The organism is Streptomyces lateritius, from assembly GCF_014649715.1.
Taxonomy (GTDB): Bacteria; Actinomycetota; Actinomycetes; order Streptomycetales; family Streptomycetaceae; genus Streptomyces; species Streptomyces lateritius.
On sequence record NZ_BMTO01000004.1, the window covers coordinates 236,683 to 262,416 of the forward strand.

At 72.4% G+C, this 25,734-nt stretch carries 25 protein-coding genes and 1 pseudogene; 18 read left to right on the plus strand and 8 right to left on the minus strand.

Going from position 1 to position 25,734, the window contains the following annotated elements; translation table 11 throughout:
* The first annotated feature begins 212 nt into the window (after nucleotides 1–212).
* From IE136_RS10000 to IE136_RS10010, 3 genes are all read left to right on the plus strand, one after another.
* Complete coding sequence (locus tag IE136_RS10000; RefSeq protein WP_189600136.1) at nucleotides 213–1,298, plus strand: PP2C family protein-serine/threonine phosphatase; 1,086 nt, start codon at nucleotides 213–215, stop codon at nucleotides 1,296–1,298.
* Nucleotides 1,299–1,551: 253 nt separating this feature from the next.
* Nucleotides 1,552–2,892 carry an NsdA family TPR-like regulatory protein gene (locus tag IE136_RS10005; RefSeq protein ID WP_189600137.1) on the plus strand — a complete coding sequence of 447 codons (1,341 nt, stop codon included), beginning with the start codon at nucleotides 1,552–1,554 and terminating at the stop codon, nucleotides 2,890–2,892.
* A gap of 51 nt (nucleotides 2,893–2,943) precedes the next feature.
* Complete coding sequence (locus tag IE136_RS10010; RefSeq protein WP_189600138.1) at nucleotides 2,944–3,474, plus strand: NUDIX hydrolase; 531 nt, start codon at nucleotides 2,944–2,946, stop codon at nucleotides 3,472–3,474.
* A gap of 88 nt (nucleotides 3,475–3,562) precedes the next feature.
* Here IE136_RS10010 and IE136_RS10015 read toward each other — a convergent pair whose 3' ends face one another.
* A complete protein-coding gene (locus IE136_RS10015; RefSeq protein ID WP_189600139.1) occupies nucleotides 3,563–4,423 on the minus strand; it encodes a 3-hydroxybutyryl-CoA dehydrogenase in 861 nt (286 codons plus the stop codon).
* Nucleotides 4,424–4,595: 172 nt separating this feature from the next.
* Here IE136_RS10015 and IE136_RS10020 point away from each other — a divergent pair, with 172 nt between their 5' ends.
* Entirely contained in the window at nucleotides 4,596–5,819 is a 1,224-nt protein-coding gene (locus tag IE136_RS10020; RefSeq protein ID WP_189600140.1) for a glycoside hydrolase family 10-like protein, read from the plus strand.
* Between the two features lie 46 nt (nucleotides 5,820–5,865).
* Here IE136_RS10020 and IE136_RS10025 read toward each other — a convergent pair whose 3' ends face one another.
* Together IE136_RS10025 and IE136_RS10030 are read right to left on the minus strand one after the other, a co-directional pair.
* Complete coding sequence (locus IE136_RS10025; protein ID WP_158985606.1) at nucleotides 5,866–6,072, minus strand: DUF1918 domain-containing protein; 207 nt, start codon at nucleotides 6,070–6,072, stop codon at nucleotides 5,866–5,868.
* Nucleotides 6,073–6,151: 79 nt separating this feature from the next.
* Nucleotides 6,152–7,144 carry a DMT family transporter gene (locus tag IE136_RS10030; RefSeq protein WP_158985604.1) on the minus strand — a complete coding sequence of 331 codons (993 nt, stop codon included), beginning with the start codon at nucleotides 7,142–7,144 and terminating at the stop codon, nucleotides 6,152–6,154.
* Between IE136_RS10030 and IE136_RS10035 the strand changes: the two genes are divergently transcribed.
* The 4 genes from IE136_RS10035 (at nucleotide 7,143) to IE136_RS10050 (ending at nucleotide 11,008) form a co-directional block, all read left to right on the plus strand.
* A complete protein-coding gene (locus tag IE136_RS10035; protein WP_158985602.1) occupies nucleotides 7,143–8,579 on the plus strand; it encodes an aminotransferase-like domain-containing protein in 1,437 nt (478 codons plus the stop codon). The two genes, IE136_RS10030 and IE136_RS10035, sit on opposite strands and share 2 nt — an antisense overlap.
* Nucleotides 8,580–8,634: 55 nt before the next feature.
* Entirely contained in the window at nucleotides 8,635–9,084 is a 450-nt protein-coding gene (locus tag IE136_RS10040; protein ID WP_158985600.1) for a GNAT family N-acetyltransferase, read from the plus strand.
* A gap of 83 nt (nucleotides 9,085–9,167) precedes the next feature.
* Nucleotides 9,168–9,746, plus strand: coding sequence for a histidine phosphatase family protein (locus IE136_RS10045; protein ID WP_189600141.1), 579 nt, complete (start codon nucleotides 9,168–9,170; stop codon nucleotides 9,744–9,746).
* An 89-nt stretch (nucleotides 9,747–9,835) separates the two neighbouring features.
* Nucleotides 9,836–11,008 (plus strand): methyltransferase, encoded by a 1,173-nt coding sequence (locus IE136_RS10050; RefSeq protein WP_189600142.1) that lies wholly within the window; start codon nucleotides 9,836–9,838, stop codon nucleotides 11,006–11,008.
* Nucleotides 11,009–11,344: 336 nt separating this feature from the next.
* Here the strand turns inward: IE136_RS10050 and IE136_RS10055 are convergent, their stop codons facing one another.
* Nucleotides 11,345–11,497 (minus strand): hypothetical protein, encoded by a 153-nt coding sequence (locus IE136_RS10055; RefSeq protein WP_189600143.1) that lies wholly within the window; start codon nucleotides 11,495–11,497, stop codon nucleotides 11,345–11,347.
* 449 nt (nucleotides 11,498–11,946) lie between these two features.
* Here IE136_RS10055 and IE136_RS10060 point away from each other — a divergent pair, with 449 nt between their 5' ends.
* On the plus strand, nucleotides 11,947–13,137 hold the full coding sequence (locus tag IE136_RS10060; protein WP_189600144.1) for an MFS transporter: 1,191 nt from the start codon (nucleotides 11,947–11,949) through the stop codon (nucleotides 13,135–13,137).
* Nucleotides 13,138–13,270: 133 nt separating this feature from the next.
* Here the strand turns inward: IE136_RS10060 and IE136_RS10065 are convergent, their stop codons facing one another.
* Entirely contained in the window at nucleotides 13,271–14,014 is a 744-nt protein-coding gene (locus IE136_RS10065; protein WP_189600145.1) for a DUF6215 domain-containing protein, read from the minus strand.
* Between the two features lie 278 nt (nucleotides 14,015–14,292).
* On the opposite strand from IE136_RS10065, the gene argC reads away from it, so the two are divergent.
* The 5 genes from argC to IE136_RS10090 are packed head-to-tail and all read left to right on the plus strand — an operon-like array spanning nucleotide 14,293 to nucleotide 19,147.
* The gene (argC, locus tag IE136_RS10070) at nucleotides 14,293–15,321 is read left to right on the plus strand and encodes an N-acetyl-gamma-glutamyl-phosphate reductase (protein ID WP_189600146.1); all 1,029 of its coding nucleotides are present in this window, start codon (nucleotides 14,293–14,295) and stop codon (nucleotides 15,319–15,321) included.
* A complete protein-coding gene (gene argJ / locus IE136_RS10075) occupies nucleotides 15,318–16,484 on the plus strand; it encodes a bifunctional glutamate N-acetyltransferase/amino-acid acetyltransferase ArgJ (protein WP_189600147.1) in 1,167 nt (388 codons plus the stop codon). The genes argC and argJ overlap by 4 nt, the downstream gene beginning before the upstream one ends.
* Nucleotides 16,481–17,404: an acetylglutamate kinase gene (gene argB / locus IE136_RS10080; protein ID WP_158985586.1), complete on the plus strand. Its 924-nt coding sequence runs from the start codon at nucleotides 16,481–16,483 to the stop codon at nucleotides 17,402–17,404. The genes argJ and argB overlap by 4 nt, the downstream gene beginning before the upstream one ends.
* Nucleotides 17,401–18,591 carry an acetylornithine transaminase gene (locus IE136_RS10085; protein WP_189600148.1) on the plus strand — a complete coding sequence of 397 codons (1,191 nt, stop codon included), beginning with the start codon at nucleotides 17,401–17,403 and terminating at the stop codon, nucleotides 18,589–18,591. Before argB ends, IE136_RS10085 begins: the two co-directional genes overlap by 4 nt.
* Before the next feature lie 19 nt (nucleotides 18,592–18,610).
* The gene (locus tag IE136_RS10090) at nucleotides 18,611–19,147 is read left to right on the plus strand and encodes an arginine repressor (RefSeq protein ID WP_158985582.1); all 537 of its coding nucleotides are present in this window, start codon (nucleotides 18,611–18,613) and stop codon (nucleotides 19,145–19,147) included.
* A 31-nt stretch (nucleotides 19,148–19,178) separates the two neighbouring features.
* Here the strand turns inward: IE136_RS10090 and IE136_RS35505 are convergent.
* A pseudogene (locus tag IE136_RS35505) lies at nucleotides 19,179–19,295 on the minus strand (pyridoxamine 5'-phosphate oxidase family protein); the annotation flags it as partial.
* 71 nt (nucleotides 19,296–19,366) lie between these two features.
* Nucleotides 19,367–19,564: a hypothetical protein gene (locus IE136_RS10095; RefSeq protein WP_158985580.1), complete on the minus strand. Its 198-nt coding sequence runs from the start codon at nucleotides 19,562–19,564 to the stop codon at nucleotides 19,367–19,369.
* A 694-nt stretch (nucleotides 19,565–20,258) separates the two neighbouring features.
* Here IE136_RS10095 and IE136_RS10100 point away from each other — a divergent pair.
* Both IE136_RS10100 and argH read left to right on the plus strand, forming a co-directional pair.
* Entirely contained in the window at nucleotides 20,259–21,452 is a 1,194-nt protein-coding gene (locus tag IE136_RS10100; protein WP_189600149.1) for an argininosuccinate synthase, read from the plus strand.
* Between the two features lie 82 nt (nucleotides 21,453–21,534).
* Nucleotides 21,535–22,962, plus strand: a complete 1,428-nt coding sequence (gene argH / locus IE136_RS10105) for an argininosuccinate lyase (RefSeq protein WP_189600150.1) — start codon at nucleotides 21,535–21,537, stop codon at nucleotides 22,960–22,962.
* A 9-nt stretch (nucleotides 22,963–22,971) separates the two neighbouring features.
* Here the strand turns inward: argH and IE136_RS10110 are convergent, their stop codons facing one another.
* Nucleotides 22,972–23,481: an HAD domain-containing protein gene (locus IE136_RS10110; protein ID WP_189600151.1), complete on the minus strand. Its 510-nt coding sequence runs from the start codon at nucleotides 23,479–23,481 to the stop codon at nucleotides 22,972–22,974.
* Between the two features lie 85 nt (nucleotides 23,482–23,566).
* Here IE136_RS10110 and IE136_RS10115 point away from each other — a divergent pair, with 85 nt between their 5' ends.
* Both IE136_RS10115 and IE136_RS10120 read left to right on the plus strand, forming a co-directional pair.
* The gene (locus IE136_RS10115) at nucleotides 23,567–24,118 is read left to right on the plus strand and encodes a TetR/AcrR family transcriptional regulator (protein ID WP_158985574.1); all 552 of its coding nucleotides are present in this window, start codon (nucleotides 23,567–23,569) and stop codon (nucleotides 24,116–24,118) included.
* The gene (locus IE136_RS10120) at nucleotides 24,115–25,659 is read left to right on the plus strand and encodes an MFS transporter (RefSeq protein WP_189600152.1); all 1,545 of its coding nucleotides are present in this window, start codon (nucleotides 24,115–24,117) and stop codon (nucleotides 25,657–25,659) included. Before IE136_RS10115 ends, IE136_RS10120 begins: the two co-directional genes overlap by 4 nt.
* Nucleotides 25,660–25,734 lie beyond the last annotated feature (75 nt).

A 25,734-nucleotide genomic window follows, 5' to 3' on the forward strand; every position in this document is an offset into this window, starting at 1 on the left:
GCGAACCGTACGGGTGTGCGGAGGCCCTTCGCCCGTGCGGGTGGCGTACGGGTGGCGAACCGCGGCGCGCCGGGGGCGCTCACTCCTTCGGGTGAGATGTCCGGTGGGTGTCCCCGGTGCCCGGCGCGGTCGGGAGAATCGACGCGGCCACAGGGGCGGGCCTGTGTGCCGCAGGGCCTTCGGGCGCTGTCAGGCCTCAGGAAGGGCCGTGCATGATCCGTACCAGGTCGTTGCTCTCCGATGGATCCCGGCTGCGTCGGCCGGGTCCGCTCGCCCTCCCCGCCCTCTGGGGCGCGGTGGCCGTCACCTGGAAACTCGGCTGCCCGATGGCCCAGCAGCCCGGTCTCGCCATGCGCATCGCGACCAGTGTGGTCTTCTTCACCGTCGGCACCGGCCTGATCCTGGGGATCCGGCGCGGGCTCTCACGCGAGCTGGAGCGGATGAGGGCCATCGCGCACGCCACCCAGATGGTCCTCTTGCGGCCCCCGCCGCCCCGGCTCGACGGACTGGCCGTCGCCGCCGGCCAGCTCTCCGCCTCCCGGGGCGCGGTCGTCGGCGGCGACCTGTACGAGGCGGTGGCCACGCCCCACGGGGTGCGGGTCGTCATCGGGGACGTACGAGGACACGGTCTGGCCGCCCTCGGTGCGGTGGTCGCCGTTCTCGGCAGCTTCCGCGAGGCGGCCCACGACGAGCCCGAACTCGGCGGTGTCCTGCGACGGCTCGACCGGGCGCTCGGGCGGCATCTGCGCGAGCGCGCCCGTGAGGAGCACCCGGCCTGCGCCGGACGGGAGCCGCGTGAGCCGGAGCACCCCGTCGCCGAGGAGTTCGTCACCCTCCTGCTGCTGGAGATCCGTCCGGACGGAGAGGTGTACGGGCTCAACTGCGGGCACCCGGGCCCGTACCGCATCGACCGCCGGGTCGAGCCCGTGCCGGTCGGCGACCCGCTGCCGCCGCTCGGCGCCTTCCCGCTGCCGGCCGACCTCACCCCGTACCCCTGCACCCGGTTGCTGCCCGGCGAGTCGCTCTTCCTGCACACCGACGGGGCGGAGGACGCCCGGGACGGCGCCGGACGTTTCTTCGGTCTCCAAGCGGTCCTGACGGAGGCCGCACACGACGCGCCCGTCGCGCCGGCCGCGCTCGTCCGCCGTGTCCACACCGCGCTGCTGCGGCACACCCGGGGCCGACTCTCCGACGACGTGGCCCTGCTGGTGGTCCGCAACGACCGGCCGCGGGTCCCGGCGCAGCCCGCCGAACCCGGGCTGCGCCGCACCCGACCCGCACCCTCCACTCACTGGTGAACGGGGTCCGAGGTCGGCGCCGCCCGGCCCGCCACGGAGTGTCGGGCAGATCGGCGGGGCGGGCGGCGCGGGGTGGGCCGCCACTGTACGAGGGGGAGCAGGCGGCCCGGTCGCCTTTCGGCGAGGCGCTCAGTCAACCGGCTCCGCGAGGACGGCGGCAGAGCGCGCGGACCGGAAGAACGGGCACTTCGTTCACACCCCGTGCGAACCGCCCTCCACTACGCTGTTTCCGCCCGAGTCACCGGAGGGGCCCATGCACCCCAACACCCTGCTCGACGCGCTGCTCGACGAGGCGGGCGTCTCCCACGCCGGTCTGGCCGCCCATGTGAACCAGGCGGGCCGCTCACGGGGCCTCGCCCTGCGGTACGAACACACCGCTGTCGCACGCTGGTTGAAGGGCCAGCGACCCCGAGGCCAGGTACCCGACCTGATCTGCGAGGTGCTGGGCGCGCGGCTGCACCGGGCGGTCACCCTCGACGACATCGGCCTCGGCGTGCCCGGCGCCGCCGCCGCGCCCCCGGGCACGCCGCTCTCCGGGTTCGTCGAGCGGGCCACCGCCCTGTGGCGCTCCGACGAGCAGCAGCGGCCGCACATACTCGGCGCGCAGGCAGTCACCGGGACGCCGGCGGTGATGCCGGTCTGGGAGTGGGAGAACCCGCCGGAGGACTCCGACGTGTCCCGCGACGGCCGGACGCGGGTCTCGACGGCCGACATCGCGATGCTCCGCGCCGCCCGGACGCACTACGAGCAGATGTACCGCAAGGCCGGCGGCATCGCGACGCGGATGCGGATCGTCGGCTTCCTCAACGCCGAGACCGCTCCGCTGCTGAGGGGCGCGTACAGCGACAGTCTCGGCCGCCGGCTGCACCGCGCCACCGGCGGACTGGTCGCGGTGGCCGGCATCTGCGCCTACGACTCCGACGCCCACGGGCTCGCGCAGCGCTACTTCCACCAGGCGCTGCGGCTCGCCAAGGCGAGCGGGGACCGGGGACTGGGTGCCTATGTGGTCGCGCTGCTCGTCAACCAGTCGCTTTTCATGGGGGAGTACCGGCAGGCGGTGGCGTTCGCCGAGGCGGCGCTGCGGTCGGCCGGGCGGGAGATCACCCCGGCGCTGGCCACCGATCTCTCCGCGATGCAGGCGAAGGCGTACGCCCATCTCGGCGACGGGACGGCGGCGCTCGCCTGCATCAGACGGGCGGAGGCGGAGGCGGAGCGGATCAGTCCGGGGCACGAGCCGGCCGAGACGGGCTATGTCCAGCCGGGGCTGGTGAATGTGCAGGTCGCCGAAGCGCTGCTCAGTCTGGGTGATCTCGGCGCCGCGCGCGAGCACGCGCTGGAGGCCGTGGGGACGCCGGCGCACGACCGGGGCAGGGTGCACCGGCTGGCCATGCTCTGTCAGATCGAGTTGCGGCAGGGAGAGGCCGACGAGGCGGCGCGGACCGCGGTGGAGATGACCGAGCGGGCCCGCGGCATGGAGTCACAGCGGCTGCGCGACCGGTTGCGCCTGGTGCGGGAGCATCTGCTGGCGAGCGACTGCGGGGACGCGCGGGAGGCGGCCGAGCTGATCGACGGGGCTCTGCGCGTTCCCCTGTGAGCCCAAGACTGCTGCCATATTGCCACCGACCAATCGGAAGGTGGCAGAAACGTGCAGTGGACGAAACTAAGCGAACAACCTGTCTATGAGAACCGCTGGTTCCGGGTGAACCTCGCGGACGTCGAACTCCCGGACGGCCGTCACCTCGACCACTATCTGATCCGGCTGCGGCCGGTCGCCGTCGCGACCGCCGTCAACGAGGCCAACGAAGTGCTGATGCTCTGGCGCCACCGCTTCATCACCGACAGCTGGGGGTGGGAGCTGGCCGCCGGCGTCGTGGAGGACGGCGAGGACCTCGAGACCGCCGCCGCGCGGGAGATGGAGGAGGAGACCGGCTGGCGCCCCGGCCCCCTGCGCCATCTGCTCACCGTCGAGCCGTCCAACGGCCTCACCGACGCCCGGCATCATCTCTACTGGGCCGAGGAGGCGACGTACACCGGCCCGCCGGAGGACGACTTCGAGTCCTCACGACGGGAGTGGATACCGCTCAAGCTGGTCCCCGACATGATCGCGCGGGGCGAGATCCCGGCCGCCAACATGGCCGCCGGCCTGCTGATGCTGCACCACCTGCGGCTCGGCTGAGCCACTGAGAGACGCCGAACGGCCCGTACCTGTGCGGTGTACGGGCCGTTCGGTGCGGACGTCCGGTGCGGACGCCCAAGGAACAGGCTCAGGAGTACGGGTAGAAACCCGAGCCGGTCTTGCGGCCGAGCCGGCCCGCGTCCACCATCCGCTGCAGCAGCGGGGGAGCGGCGTACAGCGGCTCCTTGAACTCGGCGTACATCGAGTCGGCGACCGAGGCGACGGTGTCCAGGCCGATGAGGTCGGCGAGCTTCAGCGGGCCCATCGGGTGGGCGCAGCCCAGCTCCATGCCGTTGTCGATGTCCTCACGGCTCGCGATGCCGGACTCGAACATCCGGATCGCCGAGAGCAGGTACGGGATCAGCAGCGCGTTCACCACGAAGCCCGAGCGGTCCTGGGCGCGGATGGCGTGCTTGCCGAGCACCTTCTCCACCATGGCCTGGGCGCGGCTGATCGTGCCCTCGGAGGTGGTGAGGGCCGGGATCAGCTCGACGAGCTTCTGCACCGGGGCCGGGTTGAAGAAGTGGATGCCGATGACCTGGTCGGGACGCGAGGTGGCCACGGCGAGCTTCACCAGGGGGATCGACGAGGTGTTGGAGGCGAGGATCGCGTCCTGCCGGGTCACCACCTGGTCGAGCACCTGGAAGATCTCGGTCTTGACCTGCTCGTTCTCCACGACGGCCTCGATGACGAGGTCACGGTCGGCGAACTCACCCAGGTCGGTGGTGAAGCTGAGGCGCGCCAGCGTCGCGTCGCGCTCCTCCTCGCTGATCTTGCCGCGTTCGGCGGCCTTCGCCAGCGAGTTGTAGAGCCGCGTGCGACCGATCTCCAACGCCTCGCCGGTGGTCTCGGCGACCTTCACCTCGAGGCCGCTGCGGGCACACACCTCCGCGATGCCCGCGCCCATCTGGCCGCAGCCCACCACTCCGACGCGCTCAATGTCGGCCATGGAGTCCGTCACCTCGTGCCTTTCGCTCTTCTCTGGCGGCGGGCTCCCGTGTGATTCCGGTGTGTCCGCCTCGACCCCACGACGTTACTCCGCATCGACCGATGATCGATCGGTCGGATGGGCATGCTCTGCGGGAACGAGTGTGACGTGTCCGACACATGAGGGGTGAAATATGGGGCGTATCGGGAGAAGGGGGTTCGTGGCGGGCGCGGCGATGGTGGCGCTCGCCACCACCGGTGCGGGCAGGGCGGGGGCGGTGCGGAGGAAACCGCGAGCTTTCCGCGGCATGTGGCTGGCGACCGTCGCCAATCGCGACTGGCCCTCCCGCACCGGTCTCACCGCCGAGACGCAACGGGCGGAGCTCCTGAAGCACTTGGACACCGCGGTGGAGCGGCGGCTCAACGCCGTGGTCCTCCAGGTCCGGCCGACCGCCGACGCCCTCTGGCCCTCGCCGTACGAGCCGTGGGCCCAGTGCCTCACGGGGGCGCAGGGACGGGACCCCGGCTGGGACCCGCTCGGGACGGCCGTCCGGGAGGCCCACGCGCGGGGCCTGGAACTGCACGCCTGGTTCAACCCGTACCGCGTGGCGAATCACACGGATCCGACGCGGCTGTCGGCGGAGCACCCCGCCCGGCTCCACCCCGAATGGGTCCTGCCCTACGGCGGGAAGCTCTACTACAACCCCGGCCTGCCCGAGGTCCGCGCCTTCGTCCAGGACGCCATGCTGGACGCCGTCCGCCGCTACGACGTCGACGCCGTGCACTGGGACGACTACTTCTACCCGTACCCCGTGGCCGGACAGGCCTTCGCCGACGACGCGGCGTACGAGCGCCACGGCGCGGACTTCCCGGACCGGGCGTCCTGGCGGCGGCACAACATCGACCTGCTGGTCTCCGAGACGGCCGCCCGGATCAAGGAGATCAAGAAGCACGTGGCCTTCGGCGTCAGCCCCTTCGGCGTGTGGCGGAACGCCGCCACCGACCCGCAGGGCTCGGAGACCCGGGCGGGCGTGCAGACCTACGACGATCTGTACGCCGACACCAGAAAGTGGATCAGGGAGGGCTGGCTCGACTACGTGATCCCGCAGCTGTACTGGCACATCGGCTTCGCCGCCGTCGACTACGCGAAGCTGCTGCCCTGGTGGGACTCGGTGGTACGGAACACCGACGTCGCCCTCTACGTCGGCGAGGCCCTCTACAAGTGCGGCGACCCCGCCCAGCCCGCCGCATGGCAGGACCCGCGGGAACTCTCCCGGCACCTGGAGTTGGCCCGCCGGTATCCGACGGTCGGCGGGCACTGCTTCTTCTCGGCCAAAGAGGTCGCGGCGGACCGGATCGGCGCGATGGCCGCCGTCGTCGCCGACCACTATCCGACCCGCGTTCGTCCGCCGCGCTAGTTCGTGTGCCTGTGCGGTGTGCCGTGCTGTGTGCCGTGTGTCGCTACTACATCTTGTCGTGCATCGTGTCGTGGGGGCGCACGACGGTGTCGGGACCCGGTGACATCAGGGCCTCGTGACCGTCGTCGTCGAATCGCACGCGGTACGGGGGAGTGCCGTCCTTCCCCAGTACTTCCGTGACCTCGGCCGTACGGTCGTGCTGACCGACGGTCCGGCCGTGCACCAGCAGTTTGTCGCCCACGCTCGCCTGCATCGGGGGGCCTCCTCGCGACCGGGCTCTTCAATGGAGTCTATGTCCGCCATTGTGACCCCCGTCACCCTTGGCTGTCCTCTCAGCTTCTGGCGCGCTGGGTCACCGCGATGCAGAGGAGCACGGCGGCGGCGGCGAGCGGGGCGGCGGGGGACAGGGACTCGCCGAGCACCGACACCGACCAGACCAGCGTCAGGAGCGGCTGCGCGAGCTGCAGCTGGCTGGCCTTGGGGATGCCGATCGCCGCCATGCCCCGGTACCAGACGTAGAGGCCGAAGAACGTCGAACCGGCCGCGACCCAGAGCAGTCCGATGATCCCGTGGGCGCTGAGCCGGACGGGTTCGAAGGAGAGGGCGACGGCGGAGCCGACGGCCATCAGCGGCAGGCAGAGGACCAGCGCCCAGCCGATGACCTGCCAGCCCGGCATCAGCGCCGCGAGTCTGCCTCCCTCGGTGTAACCGGCGGCGCAGACCAGGAGCGCGCCGAAGAGGTACAGATCACCCGTGGACACGGCGCCCCCGCTCTGCTGGAGGGTGAAGGCGATGACCACCGCCGCTCCGGAGACGGCCGCGATCCAGAACGTACGGGAAGGGCGGCGGCCGGTGCGGATCGCGGCGAAGGTCGCCGTGGTGAGCGGCAGCAGGCCGACGACCACGGCGGCGTGCGAGGTCGTGGAGGTCTGCAGCGCGAGAGTCGTCAGGAGCGGGAAGCCCACCACGACACCGCCGGCCACCACCGCGAGCCCGGCCCAGTGCCGCCGCTCGGGAGGCGGAACCCGCATCGCGAGCAGGAAGGCCCCCGCGATGAGGGCGGCGAGGGTGGAACGCACCGCGACGAGCGACCAGGGGCCGAAGCTCTCCAGCCCCCACACGGTGGAGGGGAAGGTCAGCGAGAAGGCCACCACCCCGAGCGCGGCGAGGAGGGTGCCCCGGGCCGGCGGGGCCGAGGCCGCTGCTGCCGGCGCGGCCGGGGCGGTCGAGGTCCCCGTGGTCATCGGCGGCTGCGGGGTCCCGGGCCTCGGGGAGCTGTCGACCGCTATCGCGGTGCGTTGAGTAGCGCTATTCTTTGCTGTCATGCATGAGCGTAGCAGTGTGGCTGAACTGGCGAAATCCCTGAAGGCGGAGCTGGACCGCTACTCGCCCGGTGGGAAGCTGCCGTCCAGCCGTGCACTCGTCGAGCGGTACCGCGTCTCCCCGGTGACCGTCACCCGGGCTCTCGCCCAGCTCGCCGCCGAGGGCCTCGTCGTGACCCGGCCCGGGGCCGGTGCCTTCCGGGCCGAGCCCCGCGACCGGACGCCCGAGGTGGGGGACACCTCGTGGCAGGAGGTGGCGCTCAGTGCCGACACCGCGACCGAACTCGTCCCGCGCGCCGTCGACGCCTCCGGGGTCCTCGTGACGCTCGCCGCGCCGCAGCCGGGTGTCGTCGAGTTCAACGGCGGCTACCTGCACCCCTCGCTCCAGCCCGAGCGGGCGCTCGCCGCCGCCCTGGCCCGCGCCGGCCGCCGCCCCGGAGCCTGGGGGCGGCCGCCCACCGACGGCCTGCCCGAACTGCGCGAGTGGTTCGCCCGCGAGATCGGCGGCACCGCCACCGCCGCCGATGTCCTCATCACCGCGGGCGGCCAGTCCGCCATCACCACCGCGCTGCGCGCGCTCGCCCCGCCCGGCACGCCCGTGCTCGTCGAGTCGCCCACCTACCCGGGCATGCTCGCCGTCGCGCGCGCCGCCGGGCTGCGACCGGTACCCGTGCCGACCGACGCCGACGGCGTCCGCCCCGACCTGCTGGAAGCGGCCTTCCGCGCCACCGGAGCCCGGGTCTTCGTCTGCCAGCCGCTCTTCCAGAACCCCACCGGCGCCGTCCTGAGTGCCGAGCGGCGGCGCGCCCTCGTCCGGATCGCCCGCGCCGCAGGCGCCTTCGTCGTCGAGGACGACTTCGCCCGCCGGCTCGTCCACGCGGACGCGGGCCCGCTGCCCGCCCCCCTCGCCGCCGAAGACCCCGACGGTGTCGTCGTCCACGTCTGCTCCCTGACCAAGCCGACCTCCGCGAGCCTCCGCGTCGGGGCCCTGGCCGCACGCGGCCCCGTCCTGGAACGCCTACGCGCCATCCAGGTCGTCGACAGTTTCTTCGTCCCCCGCCCCCTCCAGGAGACCGCCCTGGAACTCGTCGGGTCGCCCGCCTGGCCCCGCCACCTCCGCGCGGTCTCCCAGGAGCTGAAGGGCCGTCGTGACACCCTGACCGCCGCCCTCGCCCTCCACCTCCCGGAACTGGCGCTGCCGCACATCCCCTCCGGCGGCTACCACCTCTGGCTCCGCCTGCCCGACGGCGTCCCCGAGGCCGCCCTGATGGCCGGCGCCCTGCGTGCCGGGGTCGCCGTCGCACCCGGGCGCCCCTACTTCTGCGCCGAAGCCCCCGCCGGCCACATCCGCGTCAGCTTCGCGGGCGTCGCGGGTCCCGCGGAACTCGTGGAGGGTGTGCGGCGGCTGAGGACCGCGAGGGACGAGCTCGCCCTCTGAGGCGGAGGGGAAAACGACCTGACAACCCCCGCGTCGGCCTGCGAGCCTGCGAGCCATGAGCAATACGACCACCCCGTCGTTCCGTACACACGGCGCCTACGAGATCTCCTCCGACCCCGACCGGATCGACCGGGACCGGGTGCACCACTGGCTCTCCACCGACGCCTACTGGGCGCTCGGACGCCCCCGCGACACGCAGGACCGGGCCATCGACGGCTCCCTGAACTTCGCGGCGTACCACCGCGACACCGGAGAGATCGCCGCGTACGCCCGCGTCGTCACCGACCGGGCCACCTTCGCCTGGCTCTGCGACGTCTACGTCGACCGGCCGGCTCGCGGCACCGGCCTCGGCACCGCCCTCGTGACCGCCGTGCGCGACCACCTGGAGCCGTTCGGGCTGCGCCGCGTCATGCTCGCCACGGCCGACGCCCACGGCGTGTACGAAAAGGTCGGTTTCCAGCCGCTGCGGAACCCGGACAAGTGGATGGCTCTCGGTCTGAACTGACCGGTCGGCCCGCCCCCGGCCGCGCGCACGTCGGCGCATATGCCCCCTTGACCTGCCAGGGCCACGGCCTCACGATCGCGGCCATGGGTCTACGGGTCACGCTCGTCGCAGCGGCGCGCAGCTCCTCCCTGCTCGCCGAGCGGTTCGACGACGACCGGCCGCTCGACGAGGCCGGCTGGTACGAGGTGCGGCTCGCCGCGCACACACTGGTCCCGCTCGGCGCGGCCGAGCTGCGCTACTGCTCCCCGACACCGCGCAGCCGGGCCACCGGTACGGCGCTCGGTTACGCCCCGCTCGCCCAGCCCGCCCTGCGCGACTGCGACATGGGCCGCTGGCGCGGACTCACCCTCGCCGAGGTCGCCGCCCACGAACCGGCCGCCGTCGACGCCTGGCTGGCCGACCCCCGCACCGCGCCCCACGGAGGCGAGAGCCTCCTCGCCTTCATCTCCCGCGTAGGGGGCTGGCTCGACACCCGCCCCGCCGACGACGGCGCCATCGTCGCCGTCGCCGAACCCGCCGTCGTACGGGCCGCTCTCGTCTACGCCCTCAAGGCGCCGCCCGCCACCTTCTGGAACGTCGACGTCCGCCCCCTGTCCACGGTCACCCTCACCGGCCGCCCCGGCCTGTGGCACCTCCACCTCCAGGCCGCGGTCGGGCAGTGACCGCACCGCGGCCCGGGGAGGGCCGGCCCACCGCCACCGCTGCCGCACCGGGCGGAGGTGCCCCGGCGACCGGCTAGCCTGAGACCACGATGAACCGTTTGACCACGTCATGGGGCGAGTTCCCGCTCACCCGATTCCCCGAGGACCCGCGCGACCCGCTCCGAGCCTGGGACGCCTCCGACGAGTACCTGCTGCGGCACCTGGCCGAGACGGACCACGACCTGTCCGGCGCCGTCGCCGTCGTCGGCGACCGCTGGGGCGCCCTCACCACGGCCCTCGCCGCCCGGCGGCCCGCCGATCTCACGCAGATCTCCGACTCCTACCTCGGCCGGCGCGCCACCGCCGAGAACCTCGCCCGTTCCGGCGCCGACCCGGCCGCGGTCCGGTTGCTCACCACCCAGGACCCGCCGCCGAAGCGCGTGGACGTCCTCCTCGTCCGCGTCCCCAAGAGCCTCGCGCTCCTGGAGGACCAACTGCACCGCCTGGCCCCCGCCGTCCACGAGGGCACCGTGATCGTCGGAACCGGCATGGTCAAGGAGATCCACACCTCCACGCTCCGGCTCTTCGAGAGGATCCTCGGCCCCACCCGCACCTCGCTTGCGGCCAAGAAGGCCCGGCTGATCCTCTGCACCCCCGACCCCGCCCTCGACCGGGGCACCAACCCCTGGCCGCTGCGGTACGCACTCCCCGCCGACGCGGCCACCGTCGCGGGCCGTACCGTCACCAACCAGGCCGGCGTCTTCTGCGCCGACCGTCTCGACATCGGCACCCGCTTCTTCCTCCAGCACCTGCCCAAGGGTCTCGGCGGGGCCCGGGTCGTGGACCTGGGCTGCGGCAACGGCGTCGTGGGCCTCGCCGTCGCGCTCGCCGAGCCCGAGGCCGAACTGGTCTTCACCGACGAGTCGTACCAGGCCGTCGCCTCCGCCGAGGAGAACTTCCGTACCCACGCCGACGCCGGCCGCACGGCCGAGTTCGCGGTCGGCGACGGGCTGGCGGACACCGCCCCCGGTTCGGTCGACCTCGTGCTCAACAACCCGCCGTTCCACAGCCACCAGGCCACCACCGACCGCACCGCCCGCAGGATGTTCACCGACGCGTGGCGCGCCCTGCGGCCGGGCGGCGAACTGTGGGTCGTGGGCAACCGCCACCTCGGCTACCACGTGACGCTGCGCCGTAGCTTCGGGGCATGCGAACTGGTCGCGAGCGACCCGAAGTTCGTGGTCCTGCGCGCCGTCAAGAGGGGTGCCCCGACGGACCGCTGACGCCACCGGGCGTCCCCCTCAGCAGGCCGCGACCCGGGGGAAGCAGCCGCCATTACGGGGACGTGAGGCATAGGACGGAGTCCAGCTCCGTACTCCCGGGAGGGAAGGGGTCCGGGACGTCGACGTAGCCGGAGCGCGCGAGGCCGCGCGCCCCGCCTCGATCCGCCGGGCGTCCGCGCGCAGCCGCATCCCGTCGAGCCGCGGGCCCGTACCGGTGGGGGAGTGACCCTTGCCGCGGGCGGCAAAGAAGGCCGACGCCTCGTCCAGACCGGCGCACAGCCCGCCGCCCTCCAGCTCGCGGGTGATCTCCGCGGTGACATCAGGGGGCGGCCGGGCTCAGGCGTCCGGGTGGACCAGGTCGAGGGCGCGCAGCCGCTCGGGGGAGGTCGTGATGTCGAGGGCGACGATCCGGTCGTCCCGGAAGGTGAACGCCACCGCGGAGACGGGCCGTCCGTCCCGGAAGGCGACGGCCCCCGTCGCCCCGTCCACGAGCGCGGCCGCGCCACGGCGGCGAGGCGGGCGAACGCCGCCGCTCCCTCCGCCACGGACGGCGCGCCGTGGACGGGGCCGCTCTCGGCGTACGCCACCACCTCGGGGTCCAGGACGGCGGCGAGGGCGCGGGCGTCCCGCGCGCGTGCGGCCGCGAGGAACACCTCCACGATCGCGCGCTGCCGCCGGGGGTCACGGGTCGTGGCGCAGGGAGCGGCGGCCCCCCGGACCCGGAGCCGTGAGCACGAGGCCGGCCGGCTCGCCGTCGGCCACCGCGCCGATCCGACGGTCCTCGCCTCCGCCCCGCTCACCACGCCCGCCACGGCCCTCCCCGGCCCGCCGGTCCTGCTCACCGTCCTCGACGGCCGTCCCCCGCTCACCGCGACGCGAGCCTCTGACCGAGCCCGCGTTCGCCGCCGCCGGCCGCCGACGGGGATACCGTCGGCGGCATGGACGGTGAACCCCGGGGCTGGCGCCCGTGTTCGCTCGGTGGCGCTGTGTTCGCCGTGTGCATGGCCGGCACCACCCTGCCGACCCCGCTCTACGGCCTCTATCAGGAGAAGTTCGGCTTCTCCGAGCTGACGGTGACCGTCGTGTACGCCGTGTACGCCTTCGGTGTGATCGGCGTCCTTCTCCTGGCGGGCAACGCCTCGGACGCCGTGGGCAGGCGGCCGGTGCTGCTCTGGGGCCTCGGATTCGCGGCGCTGAGCGCCGTCTGCTTCCTGGCCGCCACCGGCCTCGGCTGGCTGTACGTGGGCCGGCTGCTGTCGGGCCTCTCCGCCGGGCTGTTCACCGGGGCGGCCACGGCGTACGTGATGGAGCTGGCACCGCGCGGCGGCTCCTCCCGCGCCACGTTCGTCGCGACGGCCGCCAACATGGGCGGCCTCGGCTGCGGCCCGCTGCTCGCCGGAGTGCTCGCGCAGTACGCCGCCTGGCCGCTGCACCTGCCCTTCCTCGTCCATCTCGCCCTGGTGGCCTGCTCGGCCGTCGTCCTGCTGCGGCTTGCGGAAACCGTACGGGAGCGGAAACCGCTGAAGGCCGTACGGCCGCAGAGGCCCGGCCTGCCGCCGCAGGTGCGGGCGGTCTTCGTGCCGGCGGCGACCGCCTCCTTCGTGGGGTTCGCGCTGTTCGGCGTCTTCACGTCCGTCAGCCCGGCCTTCCTCGCCCAGTCCCTGGACGTGCACAACCACGCGGTGAGCGGTCTCGTCGTCGCGCTGGCCTTCTTCGCCTCGACCGCCGGGCAGCTGGCGGTGGGGCGGGTGGGAGTGGGGCGTTCGCTGCCCCTGGGCTGTGCGGGACTCTTCGCCGGGCTCGCGCTGCTCGCGGGCGCGCTCCGATGGGACCTGCTGTTCCTCGTGGTGCTGAGCGCGCTCGTCGGCGGCGCGGGGCAGGGGCTGGCGTTCCGCGGCGCGCTGTCCGCGGTGGCCGAGGCGTCCCCCGCCGACCGGCGCGCCGCGGTGATCTCGACGCTGTTCGTGGTCGCGTACGCGGGTATCTCGGTACCGGTGATCGGTGTGGGCGTCCTGGCGGACCCGATCGGCCTGGAGGGGGCGGGCCTGGTCTTCATCGCCTGCATGGCCGTCCTGGTCACGACCGCGGCCGCCTACCTCCTGCGGCGCCCGGTCCGCACGACCGCGTGATCGGTCGCCCGTCTCCTGCGGCGACAGGTCGGACGGCCCCGTGACCGAGCGTCCGGCCCCGGAGCGAGGCTGTCGTCCGCGTGCCGCCGGGTCTCACCGGATCAGGCTCAGCCGCCCGGCTCGCCCGCCCGGCTCACCCGGCGGCTGCCCAGCCCGGGACCGTCGGCAGCACCTTCTCGGCGACGCGGAGCAGCACCGCGTCGTCCGGCACCCGGCCGTCCGAGCGCCACAGCGTCACCTCGAACGAGCCGCCGCTGTCCTCGGCGTCCCGCGCCACGCCGAGGACGCGCGCCGGGACGCCCGGGCCGCTGGTGGCGTCCGTCCCGTCGAGGCGGAAGCTGATGCTGATGGTGCGGTCCGAGTAGAGGACCGCCGGGCGGCCCAGGACCGTCCGCTGCTCTGCGCCGTACCCCAGAAAGGCGACGGATTCGGCGACCGGCAGGCGGCCGTCGGTGGCGGTGACGGTCACGGTGTAGGTCTCGAACTCGACCTGGCCCGAGGGGGTGGCGATCTCCTTGCCGCCGGCGAGCTCGAGGGAGCCGCCGCTGCCGCTCGCGATCTTCGCCATCTCCCCTGGAGTGCCCAGCAGTTCCGCGAGGTCGGGACGGTTCAGCGCCTGGCACAGTTGCGCCCCGGAGACGCGCCGAGGCGCTTTTCCGGCCTGCGGTGCCCTACCGGCCTCAGTCGCCTTCCCGGCCTCAGCCGCCTTTTCCGGCTCCCCGCCCGGGCATGTGGTGGGCCGCGGTTCACTCTCGGAGAGGGAGATCCCCTCGGTCACCCACAGGCCACCGGCGGTCGCCGCTATCAGCCCCACCGCCGCGACGGCCTGCCCCCACGCGCCGGCACCTCTCGGCAGCGCGTCGATGTCGTGAGCCATGTCCCCCCCGCTGTTTCCCCCAGATGTGCCCGGGGACCTTAACCCGTGATCATCGGGCGAACAAGGCGGTAAGCCGTCACGTGCGGCCCGGTGGCCGTACCCCGCGCACCCCGCGCCCTGTGGGGCCGCGGCCGAGGGCTGGAGAGCCCCCGGCGGGAGGGCCCCAGGCTCCCCTTCCGGGTGTCGGCCTCCTGATCAGGATTCCGGCGTCCACGCACGACGCATTGCATAAAACTGCGGCTCTGCGTATAGTCATGCCATCCCTGAGGAGGATTTCGATGACGGTACGAGCAGCAGTGGCAGGTGCGAGCGGATACGCGGGCGGAGAGCTCCTGCGTCTCCTTCTCGCACACCCCCAGGTCGAGATCGGCACCCTGACCGGCCACTCCAACGCCGGTCAGAAGCTGGGCGCTCTGCAGCCCCACCTTCTGCCGCTCGCCGACCGCGTTCTCGCGCCCACCACCGCCGAGGAACTCGCCGGGCACGACGTCGTCTTCCTCGCGCTGCCGCACGGCCAGTCCGCCGCCGTCGCCGAGCAGCTGGGCCCGGACGTCCTCGTCGTCGACATGGGCGCCGACTTCCGGCTCGCGAACTCCACCGACTGGGAGAAGTTCTACGGCTCCCCGCACGCCGGGACCTGGCCCTACGGCCTTCCCGAACTGCCCGGTGCCCGCGCCGCGCTGGAGGGGTCCAAGCGCGTCGCGGTGCCCGGCTGCTTCCCCACCGCCGTCTCGCTCGCGCTCTTCCCGGCGTACGAGAACGGCCTGGCCGAGCCCGAGGCCGTGATCGTCGCCGCCTCCGGCACCTCCGGCGCAGGCAAGGCCCTCAAGCCCCACCTGCTCGGCAGCGAGGTCATGGGGAACGTGACCCCCTACGGCGTCGGAGGCGGCCACCGGCACACCCCCGAGATGATCCAGAACCTCAGCCCGCTGGCCGGGGAGCGGGTCAGCGTGTCCTTCACGCCTACCCTCGTCCCCATGCCCCGCGGCATCCTCGCCACCTGCTCCGCCCCCGCGAAGCCCGGCGTGAGCGCCGAGAGCGTACGGGCCGCGTACGAGAAGGCCTTCGCGGACGAGCCGTTCGTCCACCTGCTCCCCGAGGGCCGGTGGCCGTCCACGGCGTCCGTCCAGGGTTCCAACGCCGTTCAGATCCAGGTCGCGTACGACGAGGCGGCGCAGCGGATCATCGCGATCAGCGCCATCGACAACCTCACCAAGGGCACCGCCGGCGGCGCGGTGCAGAGCATGAACATCGCCCTCGGGCTCCCTGAGGACACCGGACTTTCCACGATTGGAGTCGCTCCATGAGCGTCACCGCAGCGAAGGGATTCACGGCAGCGGGCATCGCCGCCGGAATCAAGGAGAACGGCAACCCGGACCTGGCCCTCGTGGTCAACAACGGGCCCCGCCGCGCCGCCGCGGGCGTCTTCACCTCCAACCGCGTCAAGGCCGCCCCCGTCCTCTGGTCCCAGCAGGTCCTCGCCACCGGCGAGTTGACCGCCGTCGTCCTCAACTCCGGCGGCGCCAACGCCTGTACAGGCCCGCAGGGCTTCCAGGACACCCACGCCACCGCCGAGAAGGTCGCCGAGGTCCTGAGCGCGGCCGGCACGGAGACCGGCGCCGGCGAGGTCGCCGTCGCCTCCACCGGCCTCATCGGCCTCCTGCTCCCCATGGACAAGGTCCTCGCGGGCGTCGAGAAGGCCGCCGGGGAGCTCTCCGAGTACGGCGGCGAGAAGGCCGCCATCGCCATCAAGACCACCGACACCGTCCACAAGACCTCCGTCGTCACGAAGGACGGCTGGACGGTCGGCGGCATGGCCAAGGGCGCGGGCATGCTCGCCCCCGGCCTCGCCACCATGCTCGTCGTCCTCACCACCGACGCGGACGTCGACGCCGAGGGCCTGGACGCGGCGCTGCGGCAGTCCACCAAGGTCACCTTCGACCGCGTCGACTCCGACGGCTGCATGTCGACCAACGACACCGTCCTCCTCCTCGCCTCCGGCGCCTCCGGCGTCACGCCCGCGCAGGACACGTTCGCCGAGGCCGTACGGACCGTCTGCGACGACCTCGCCCGCCAGCTCATCGGCGACGCCGAGGGCGCCAGCAAGGACATCCGTATCGAGGTGGTCAACGCCGCGACCGAGGACGACGCCGTCGAGGTGGGCCGCTCCATCGCCCGTAACAACCTCCTCAAGTGCGCCATCCACGGCGAGGACCCCAACTGGGGACGGGTGCTCTCCGCCATCGGCACGACGCAGGCCGCCTTCGACCCCGACCGGCTCAACGTCGCCATCAACGGCGTGTGGGTCTGCAAGAACGGCTCCGTCGGCGAGGACCGCGACCTCGTCGACATGCGCTACCGGGAGGTCACCATCACCGCCGACCTCTCCGCCGGGTCCGAGTCGGCCGTCATCTGGGCCAACGACCTCACCGCCGACTACGTCCACGAGAACAGCGCGTACTCCTCATGAGCGACTCGACGAACCAGACGCGCAAGCACAAGGCCCTCCCCAAGGCGCAGATCCTCATCGAAGCCCTGCCCTGGCTGACCCGCCACAACGGCAAGACCGTCGTCATCAAGTTCGGCGGCAACGCCATGATCGACGAGGACCTCAAGGCCGCCTTCGCCCAGGACGTCGTCTTCCTGCGCCACGCCGGCCTCAAGCCCGTCGTCGTGCACGGCGGCGGCCCCCAGATCAGCGCCGCGCTCGACCGGCACGGCCTGGTCAGCGAGTTCAAGGCCGGGCTCAGGGTCACCACGCCCGAGGCGATGGACATCGTACGGATGGTCCTCGCCGGCCAGGTCCAGCGTGAACTCGTCGGGCTGCTCAACGAGCACGGTCCCTTCGCCGTCGGCATGACGGGCGAGGACGCGCACACCATCACGGCCACCAAGCACCAGCCGGTCATCGAGGGCGAGCCGGTCGACATCGGCCGGGTCGGCGAGATCACCGCCATCGACACCGGCGCCATCGAGGCGCTCCTGGAGGACGGCCGGATCCCGGTCATCTCCTCCATCGCCCGCTCCGAGGACGACGGACATGTCTACAACGTCAATGCTGATACGGCGGCTGCGGCACTCGCTGCGGCGCTGGGCGCCGAGACCCTGATGGTCCTGACCGACGTCGAGGGCCTCTACGAGGACTGGCCGAACAGCGACGAGGTCATCAGCCGGCTCACCGCGAGCCAGCTGGAGAAGCTGCTGCCCGAGCTCTCCAGCGGCATGGTCCCCAAGATGGAGGGGTGCCTGCACGCCGTCCGCAACGGCGTCACCACGGCCAGGGTGATCGACGGCCGGGTCCAGCACTCGATCCTGCTGGAGATCTTCACCGACGAGGGCATCGGCACGATGGTCGTGCCCGACGAGCACAAGGCGCAGGGGGAGTCGTGAGCAACGGGGAACTGAAGCAGCGCTGGCAGTCCTCGCTGATGGACAACTACGGCACGCCCCGGCTGCCGCTCGTCCGCGGCGAGGGCGCCAGGGTCTGGGACGCCGACGGCACCGCGTACCTCGACTTCGTCGGCGGCATCGCCGTCAACGCCCTCGGCCACGCCCACCCGGCGATCGTCGAGGCCGTCTCCCGGCAGATCGCGTCCCTCGGCCACGTCTCCAACCTCTTCGTCGCCGAACCGCCGGTCGTCCTCGCCGAGCGGCTCCTTCAGCACTTCGGCCGCCCGGGGGGCCGGGTCTTCTTCTGCAACTCCGGCGCCGAGGCCAACGAGAGCGCCTTCAAGATCGGCCGGCTCACCGGCCGCCCCCACATGGTCGCCACCGAGGGCGGCTTCCACGGCCGGACCATGGGAGCGCTCGCCCTCACCGGCCAGCCCGGGAAGCAGACTCCCTTCCTGCCGCTGCCCGGCGACGTCACCCACGTTCCGTACGGAGACGTGGAGGCCCTGCGGGCCGCGGTGACGGAGGAGACCGCGCTGGTGATCATCGAACCGATCCAGGGCGAGAACGGCGTCGTCGTCCCGCCGGTCGGTTACCTCCAGGCCGCCCGCGAGATCACCCGCGCCACCGGCACACTCCTCGTCCTCGACGAGGTCCAGACGGGCGTGGGACGGACGGGCCACTGGTTCGAGCACCATGCCCACGACGGGGTCGAGCCCGACATCGTGACCCTGGCCAAGGGCCTCGGCGGCGGCCTGCCGCTCGGCGCGACCGTCGCCTTCGGGGAGGCGGCCGAACTGCTGAAGCCCGGTCACCACGGCACGACCTTCGGCGGGAACCCGGTCGCCTGCGCCGCCGGACTCGCCGTCCTCGACACCCTCGCCGGCGACGGAATCCTCGACGAGGTCAAGCGGCTCGGCGAGAAGCTGCGCAACGGAATCGAGGGTCTGGGCCACCCGCTGGTCTCCCATGTCCGTGGCGCGGGCCTCCTGCTGGGTATCGTGCTCACCGAGTCCCTCGCGCCCCAGGTGCAGCAGGCGGCTCAGGACGCCGGTCTCCTGGTGAACGCGCCCGCTCCCGATGTCGTACGGCTCATGCCGGCACTGATCATCACCGACGTGGAGGTGGACGCCTTCCTGGAGAGGCTCCCCGGCGTCCTCGACGGAGCGGTGAACGGGGAAGGATGAACCGGAGAATGAGACGACGATGACCGACGCGCAGGAAAACGAGCACGGCGGGCCGTCCGTTCCGCAGACCCGCACCGCACGCCACCGCAGGATCGTCGACATCCTCAACCGGCAGCCCGTGCGCTCCCAGAGCCAGCTCGCCAAGCTCCTCGCGGACGACGGGCTGAGCGTCACCCAGGCGACGCTCTCCCGCGACCTCGACGAGCTCGGCGCGGTGAAGATCCGCAACACAGGCGGCGAGCTGATCTACGCCGTGCCCAGCGAGGGCGGCTTCCGCACCCCGCAGGCGCCACTCGGCGAGTCCGCCAAGGAGGAGCGCATGCGGCGTCTCTCCGGCGAACTGCTCATCTCCGCCGAGGCCTCCGCCAACCTGGTGGTCCTGCGCACGCCACCGGGGGCGGCCCAGTTCCTCGCGTCGGCCATCGACCAGGCGGAACTCCGCGCGATCCTCGGCACGATCGCCGGAGACGACACCCTCCTGCTGATCTCCCGTGACCCGGCCGGCGGCCAGGCGCTCGCCGACCACCTCCTGCGTCTCGCGCAGAAGGAGAGCTGACGGGGGCTCCGCCGCCCCGCCCCGCCGCGTCAGTGGCGGGGCGGCGGAGCGGCGGCGCACCCGGCAGGCCGTGGATGCTCGACGCCACATGCTCCTTCTCGGCGAAGTACGCGCTCAGTGAGGTGTCGTCCTCCCGCGCGAACCGCTTCCGTCGACGCGTTCACATGTCTTTCCCCCGGGGCCCTTCTCCGGCGCTCGCCTCCGAGGCGGCAGGCCATGTCACGCACCGGCGGTCACGCCCGGCCGCCCCGCAAGCTCCGCAGCTCCCACGGCCACCCGGTGGGTCAGTCGCCGAACCGCCCGGTCCCCGCTCGCGAGCACGCCGTCGAGGGTGGCCGCCGGGCACTGCCGCAGCGTCTCCTCCAGCAGCTCCCGCCAGGGCTCGCCACGCAACCGCGCCGATGTCCGCAGGATCACGGTCGCTGATACCGCCAGGGGCTCGGCCGTGTCCGTGAAGTCCCGCCTGGCCCGCGACGCCTGGCACGCACGCTCGCCGCGTTGTCGGGATCACCCGAGTACGCCCCGTACGAGGGCGACCCTCCGCCTTGCGATCGCACGCACCGGACGCCGCGGGCCCCGCCCTGCGGGCGGACGGCGCTACTTTCCGGACACGACCTCGGGACCCGCTCCGGGAAGCGTCGCCCCGAGCAGCGCCCGGGCCCGCTCCCGTACCGGCTCCGCCCAGTCCGCGCAGCGGATCGCGACCAGCGGCAGCAGGGATGCCAGACCACCGGCCCGCTCCAGCGCGGCCTCGCGGACCCGGCCGTCGGGTGGCAGAGGGCGAGCGCCAGTCCGGACTCCGAGATCGTCGCCCCGTCGAAGTCGTCGAAGTCGTCGCAGTCGTCGCAGCCCGCGAGGCCGTCGCGCCGCCACCTCCAGGCGATCTCGCGCACCGCGCGGTCCAACCCCGTCCACGCGCACGCGTCCGAGCCGTCCAGTGCCTCGGCCGGCGCCGCCCCACGCGCCAACCGCTCCGCCGCGTCCTCGACATCCCCGCTCCGCATGGAGTGAGCGTAGGCGCACGGCCTGCGGTGGCCGGCAGCGCATTGACAAAACATACGGAGGACTGCATAGTTATACCCCTCAGTGCTTGCAAGGTAAGGAGAAACCCGTGACCGAGCGCGTCGTACTCGCCTACTCGGGCGGTCTGGACACCTCTGTCGCCATCGGCTGGATCGCCGAGGAAACGGGTGCCGAGGTCGTCGCCGTCGCCGTCGACGTCGGCCAGGGCGGCGAGGACCTGGACGTCATCCGCAAGCGCGCGCTCGCCTGCGGTGCGGTCGAGGCCGAGGTCGCGGACGCGAAGGACGAGTTCGCCGACCAGTACTGCCTCCCGGCGATCAAGGCCAACGCGCTCTACATGGACCGCTATCCGCTGGTCTCCGCCCTCTCCCGCCCCGCCATCGTCAAGCACCTCGTCGCCACCGCACGTAAGCACGGCGCCGGCGTCGTCGCCCACGGCTGCACCGGCAAGGGCAACGACCAGGTCCGCTTCGAGGCCGGTGTCCAGGCCCTCGGTCCGGATCTGAAGTGCATCGCGCCGGTCCGTGATTACGCCATGACTCGTGACAAGGCCATCGCCTTCGCCGAGAAGGCGACCCTGCCGATCGCGACCAGCAAGAAGTCCCCGTACTCCATCGACCAGAACGTCTTCGGCCGCGCCGTCGAGACCGGATTCCTCGAGGACATCTGGAACGCGCCGATCGAGGACATCTACGAGTACACCGCGAACCCGGCCACCCCGCGCGAGGCCGACGAGGTCGTCATCTCCTTCAAGGAGGGCGTCCCGGTCGCCCTCGACGGCACGCCCGTCACCGTGCTCCAGGCCATCCAGCAGCTCAACGAGCGCGCCGGCGCCCAGGGCGTCGGCCGGATCGACATGGTCGAGGACCGGCTCGTCGGCATCAAGTCCCGCGAGGTCTACGAGGCTCCCGGCGCGATCGCCCTGATCACCGCCCACCAGGAGCTGGAGAACGTCACCGTCGAGCGCGAGCTCGCCCGCTACAAGCGGCAGGTCGAGCAGCGCTGGGGCGAGCTGGTCTACGACGGCCTGTGGTTCTCCCCGCTGAAGCGGGCCCTGGACGGCTTCATCGAGGAGGCCAACCAGTACGTCACCGGCGACATCCGGATGACCCTCCACGGCGGCCGCGCCGTCGTCACGGGCCGGAAGTCCGAGCAGTCGCTCTACGACTTCAACCTCGCCACCTACGACTCGGGCGACACCTTCGACCAGTCCAAGGCGCAGGGCTTCATCGACATCTTCGCCCTCTCGGCGAAGATCGCCGCCCGGCGTGACCTCGCGTAAGTACGACTCGTTCGACAGCCGCCTCCTGTTCCTCCGCGGCGGAGGGGGCGGCCGTATCTCCACCTCTTGAGGAGCAGTAGCTGTGAGCAGCAACAACGGTGACGTCCGGCTCTGGGGCGGTCGGTTCGCCGACGGTCCCGCTGAGGCCCTGGCCAAGCTGTCGGCGTCGGTCCACTTCGACTGGCGGCTCGCGCCGTACGACATCGCCGGTTCCCGCGCGCACGCGCGCGTGCTCCACAAGGCCGGCCTCCTCACCGAGGACGAGCTGACGCGCATGCTCGCCGGCCTCGACCAGCTCGAAGCCGACGTGGCCGACGGCTCTTTCGTCGGCACCATCGCCGACGAGGACGTCCACACGGCTCTGGAACGCGGCCTCCTGGAGCGTCTCGGCCCGGACCTCGGCGGCAAGCTGCGCGCCGGCCGGTCCCGCAACGACCAGGTCGCCACCCTCTTCCGGATGTACCTGCGCGACCACGCCCGGATCATCGGCGGCCTGATCGCCGACCTCCAGGACGCGCTCGTCGGCCTCGCCGAGGCCCACCCGGACGTGGCCATGCCGGGCCGTACGCATCTCCAGCACGCCCAGCCGGTGCTCTTCGCCCACCACGTGCTCGCCCACGTCCAGTCGCTCTCCCGGGACGCCGAGCGGCTGCGTCAGTGGGACACGCGTACCGCCGTCTCGCCGTACGGCTCCGGTGCCCTGGCCGGCTCCTCCCTCGGGCTCGACCCGGAGGCGGTCGCCAAGGACCTCGGCTTCGAGCGCGGCTCGGCCGGCAACTCGATCGACGGCACGGCCTCGCGTGACTTCGTCGCCGAGTTCGCCTTCATCACGGCGATGATCGGCGTGAACCTCTCCCGTATCGCGGAGGAGATCATCATCTGGAACACGAAGGAGTTCTCCTTCGTGACCCTGCACGACGCCTTCTCGACCGGCTCGTCGATCATGCCGCAGAAGAAGAACCCGGACATCGCCGAGCTGGCCCGGGGCAAGTCCGGCCGTCTCATCGGCAACCTCTCCGGCCTCATGGCCACGCTCAAGGCGCTGCCGCTGGCCTACAACCGTGACCTCCAGGAGGACAAGGAGCCGGTCTTCGACTCCTGCGACCAGCTGGAGGTCCTGCTGCCCGCCTTCACCGGCATGATGGCGACCCTCACCGTCAACCGGGAGCGCATGGAGGAGCTGGCCCCGGCCGGCTTCTCGCTCGCGACCGACATCGCCGAGTGGCTGGTCAAGCAGGGCGTGCCGTTCCGGGTGGCGCACGAGGTCGCCGGCGAGTGTGTGAAGGTCGCCGAGGCGGAGGGCAAGGAGCTCGACGAGCTCACGGACGACCAGTTCGCGAAGATCTCCGAGCACCTCACCCCCGAGGTCCGCACGGTCCTCAACGTCCCCGGCGCGCTGGCCTCCCGCGACGGCCGCGGCGGCACGGCCCCCTCGGCGGTCGCCGCCCAACTGGTCGAGGTCAAGGCTGACCTGGTCATCCAGCACGCCTGGGCCACCGCCAAGCGGTGACTCGGCCCGTCACAGCGCCGCCGCCCACTCCGCGAGCGTGTCGAAGTCCGGCCGGAGCAGTCCGAGCCGGGGGTCGACGTGGAGCAAGAGGGCGGCGGCGAGGTGATTCCGGTCCACATACTCGTGGTCGTACGAGGTGATGTCGTCGTCGACCCACGCGAACGGCCGCCCGGCGGCGTACTCCAGGATGTACTGCGTCTTCCAGAAGGTCCCGCGAGGGGCCTTCCCGTGCATCTGGGGCCAGTCGATGAACGGCAGCTCCGGCAACCCGAGACGAGGCCCGATCCAGTCGTTCGCCTCGCCCTTCCACGTGGTCGCCCACACCAGCTCGTACGCCTCCGCCAGCGCGCGCAGCTCCTCCCCGTGCCCCGGGTCGAGCCACACCCGCAGCGGCTTCGCGTCGAACCAGCCGCCCGGTCGCATCCGGTGCGTGGTGTACCCCGCCGGACGGCGCTCGCGCTGCGCCGCATAGGGATTCAGCGGCCCGTCCACGTCGATCAGCAGCAGCGGCTTCGTCATGCCCACAGCTTTCCTTCCCGCCCCACCATGAGGCGAAGATTTATCGAATGAGACGCATGCGTCTCATTCGGTGTACGCTTGTCTCATGTCAGTCGATCGCGCCCAGGTGCTCCGCACCGCCGCCGCCCTGCTCTCCCGGAAGTCGACCGCCACCATGGACGAGGTCGCGCGGGCCGCCGGGATCGGACGCGCCACCCTGCACCGGCACTTCGCCGGGCGGGACGCGCTGGTCAGGGCGCTGGAGGAGATGGGCATCCAGGAGTTCGAGGCCGCCCTCGACGCGGCGAACCTCGACGAGGGGCCGGCCGACGAGGCGCTGCGGCGGCTCGTCGCCGAAGCCGAGCCCAACGCCCAGCTCCTCGCCTTCCTCGTCAGCGAGAACCAGCTCTTCGAGGGTGACCAGGTCAACGAGGGCTGGGCCCGGCTCGACGCCCGTGTCAGCGCCCTGTTCAGACGGGGCCAGGAAGCCGGCACCTTCCGGATCGACCTGAGCCCCGCCTGGCTCACCGAGGCCCTCTACGGCCTCATCGGCACCTGTGCCTGGTCCGTTATGGACGGGCGGGTCGCCGCGAAGGACTTTCGGTACATGATCACCGAGCTGCTGCTCGGTGGCGCACGACGGAGCGTGGAGAAATGAGCAGCACCCGGCAGCTGAGCCCGACGACGGGGACGGAGGTGAAGAGCCCCGGCCGTTGGCTCGCGCTCTCGGTTCTCGTCCTGGCCGTCCTGCTGGTCGCCGTGGACGCCACCGTACTCGGTCTCGCGACGCCCTCGCTCAGCGAGGACCTCAAGCCGTCCGGCACCCAACTGCTGTGGATCGGCGACATCTACTCCTTCGTCATCGCCGGCCTGCTCGTCTCCATGGGCTCCCTCGGCGACCGGATCGGCCGCAAGAAGCTGCTCCTGATCGGTGCGACCGCCTTCGGCGCCGTCTCCGTCCTGAACGCCTACGCGACCAGCCCCGAGATGATGATCGTCGCCCGCGCGCTCCTCGGCGTGGCCGGTGCGACCCTGATGCCGTCGACCCTGGCGCTCATCCGGAACATCTTCCACGACCCCAAGGAGCGCAGCCTCGCCATCGGCATCTGGGGCGCCACCGCCTCGGCCGGCGCGGCCATCGGCCCGGTCATCGGCGGCGCCCTGCTCCAGCACTTCTACTGGGGCTCGGTCTTCCTGATCAACCTGCCCGTGATGGCGGTCCTGGTCCTCGTCGGCATCAAGCTGCTGCCCGAGTCCAAGAACCCCGTCGCCGGCCCCTGGGACCTGGTCAGCGTCGGGCTCTCCCTCGTCGGTGTCATCGGTGTCGTCTACGCGATCAAGGAAGTCGCCTCGCACGGCCCGACGTGGGAGGTCGGCGCGGCGGCCCTCCTCGGAGCCGCCGCCCTGTACGCCTTCGTCCGGCGCCAGTACGTGCTGACCGCACCGCTGCTCGACATGCGGCTGTTCAGGCACCGGGGCTTCTCCGGCGCGGTCCTCGCCGATCTGCTCACCGTCTTCGGACTGTCCGGCCTGGTCTTCTTCCTCTCCCAGTTCCTCCAGCTCGTCCAGGGACGTCAGCCGCTGGAGGCGGGTCTGGCCGAACTGCCCGCCGCCGTCGGCGCGGTGGTCACCGGTCTGATCGCCGGCCGGTACGCCCGGCGCTACTCGGTCCGGGGCATCGTGGCCGGCGGGCTCGCCGCCATCGGCCTCGCGCTCGCCGTCATCACCCTCGTCCACAAGGAGACCGGCTATCCGCTGCTCGGCGGGGCGCTGCTCGTCGTCGGTCTCGGTGCCGGCTTCTCCTTCACCGTCACCGCCGACGTGATCCTCTCCAGCGTCCCCAAGGAGCAGGCCGGTTCCGCCTCCGCGGTCTCGGAGACCGCGTACGAACTGGGCGCGGCCCTCGGCATCGCCCTGCTCGGCTCGATCGTGACCGGCGCCTACCAGGGCTTCGCCACCCCGGCGGGCGTCCCCTCGGGCACGGCCGGCGCCGCCCACGAGTCCCTCGGCGGCGCGGTCGAGGCCTCCGCCGGTCTCGCGCCGGACACGGCGACCGCGCTGGTCGCCGCGGCCCAGGAGGCCTTCGTCGACGGCCTGCGCATCGCGGCAGGCGTGGGTGCGGCGGTCCTCCTCGCGACGGCGGTCGCGGCCTGGTTCCTGCTGAAGGGCCAGAAGCTCGAGGACGGCATCGAGCACTGAAGCGCTGACGCACTGAAGCGCTGACGCTCACGCCCGAACGCGACGGCGCCCCCGTACAGCCTCAGCAGGCTGTAC

Coding starts and splice junctions, on each gene's coding strand:
- IE136_RS10120 (WP_189600152.1), top strand. CDS start 24,115: ATGAGCAGCACCCGGCAGCTGAGCCCGACGACGGGGACGGAGGTGAAG.
- IE136_RS10115 (WP_158985574.1), top strand. CDS start 23,567: ATGTCAGTCGATCGCGCCCAGGTGCTCCGCACCGCCGCCGCCCTGCTC.
- IE136_RS10030 (WP_158985604.1), bottom strand. CDS start 7,144: ATGACAGCAAAGAATAGCGCTACTCAACGCACCGCGATAGCGGTCGAC.
- IE136_RS10025 (WP_158985606.1), bottom strand. CDS start 6,072: ATGCAGGCGAGCGTGGGCGACAAACTGCTGGTGCACGGCCGGACCGTC.
- IE136_RS10045 (WP_189600141.1), top strand. CDS start 9,168: ATGGGTCTACGGGTCACGCTCGTCGCAGCGGCGCGCAGCTCCTCCCTG.
- IE136_RS10065 (WP_189600145.1), bottom strand. CDS start 14,014: ATGGCTCACGACATCGACGCGCTGCCGAGAGGTGCCGGCGCGTGGGGG.
- IE136_RS10040 (WP_158985600.1), top strand. CDS start 8,635: ATGAGCAATACGACCACCCCGTCGTTCCGTACACACGGCGCCTACGAG.
- IE136_RS10015 (WP_189600139.1), bottom strand. CDS start 4,423: ATGGCCGACATTGAGCGCGTCGGAGTGGTGGGCTGCGGCCAGATGGGC.
- IE136_RS10020 (WP_189600140.1), top strand. CDS start 4,596: ATGGGGCGTATCGGGAGAAGGGGGTTCGTGGCGGGCGCGGCGATGGTG.
- IE136_RS10000 (WP_189600136.1), top strand. CDS start 213: ATGATCCGTACCAGGTCGTTGCTCTCCGATGGATCCCGGCTGCGTCGG.
- argB (WP_158985586.1), top strand. CDS start 16,481: ATGAGCGACTCGACGAACCAGACGCGCAAGCACAAGGCCCTCCCCAAG.
- IE136_RS10110 (WP_189600151.1), bottom strand. CDS start 23,481: ATGACGAAGCCGCTGCTGCTGATCGACGTGGACGGGCCGCTGAATCCC.
- IE136_RS10005 (WP_189600137.1), top strand. CDS start 1,552: ATGCACCCCAACACCCTGCTCGACGCGCTGCTCGACGAGGCGGGCGTC.
- argJ (WP_189600147.1), top strand. CDS start 15,318: ATGAGCGTCACCGCAGCGAAGGGATTCACGGCAGCGGGCATCGCCGCC.
- IE136_RS10060 (WP_189600144.1), top strand. CDS start 11,947: ATGGACGGTGAACCCCGGGGCTGGCGCCCGTGTTCGCTCGGTGGCGCT.
- argC (WP_189600146.1), top strand. CDS start 14,293: ATGACGGTACGAGCAGCAGTGGCAGGTGCGAGCGGATACGCGGGCGGA.
- IE136_RS10050 (WP_189600142.1), top strand. CDS start 9,836: ATGAACCGTTTGACCACGTCATGGGGCGAGTTCCCGCTCACCCGATTC.
- IE136_RS10035 (WP_158985602.1), top strand. CDS start 7,143: ATGCATGAGCGTAGCAGTGTGGCTGAACTGGCGAAATCCCTGAAGGCG.
- IE136_RS10090 (WP_158985582.1), top strand. CDS start 18,611: ATGACCGACGCGCAGGAAAACGAGCACGGCGGGCCGTCCGTTCCGCAG.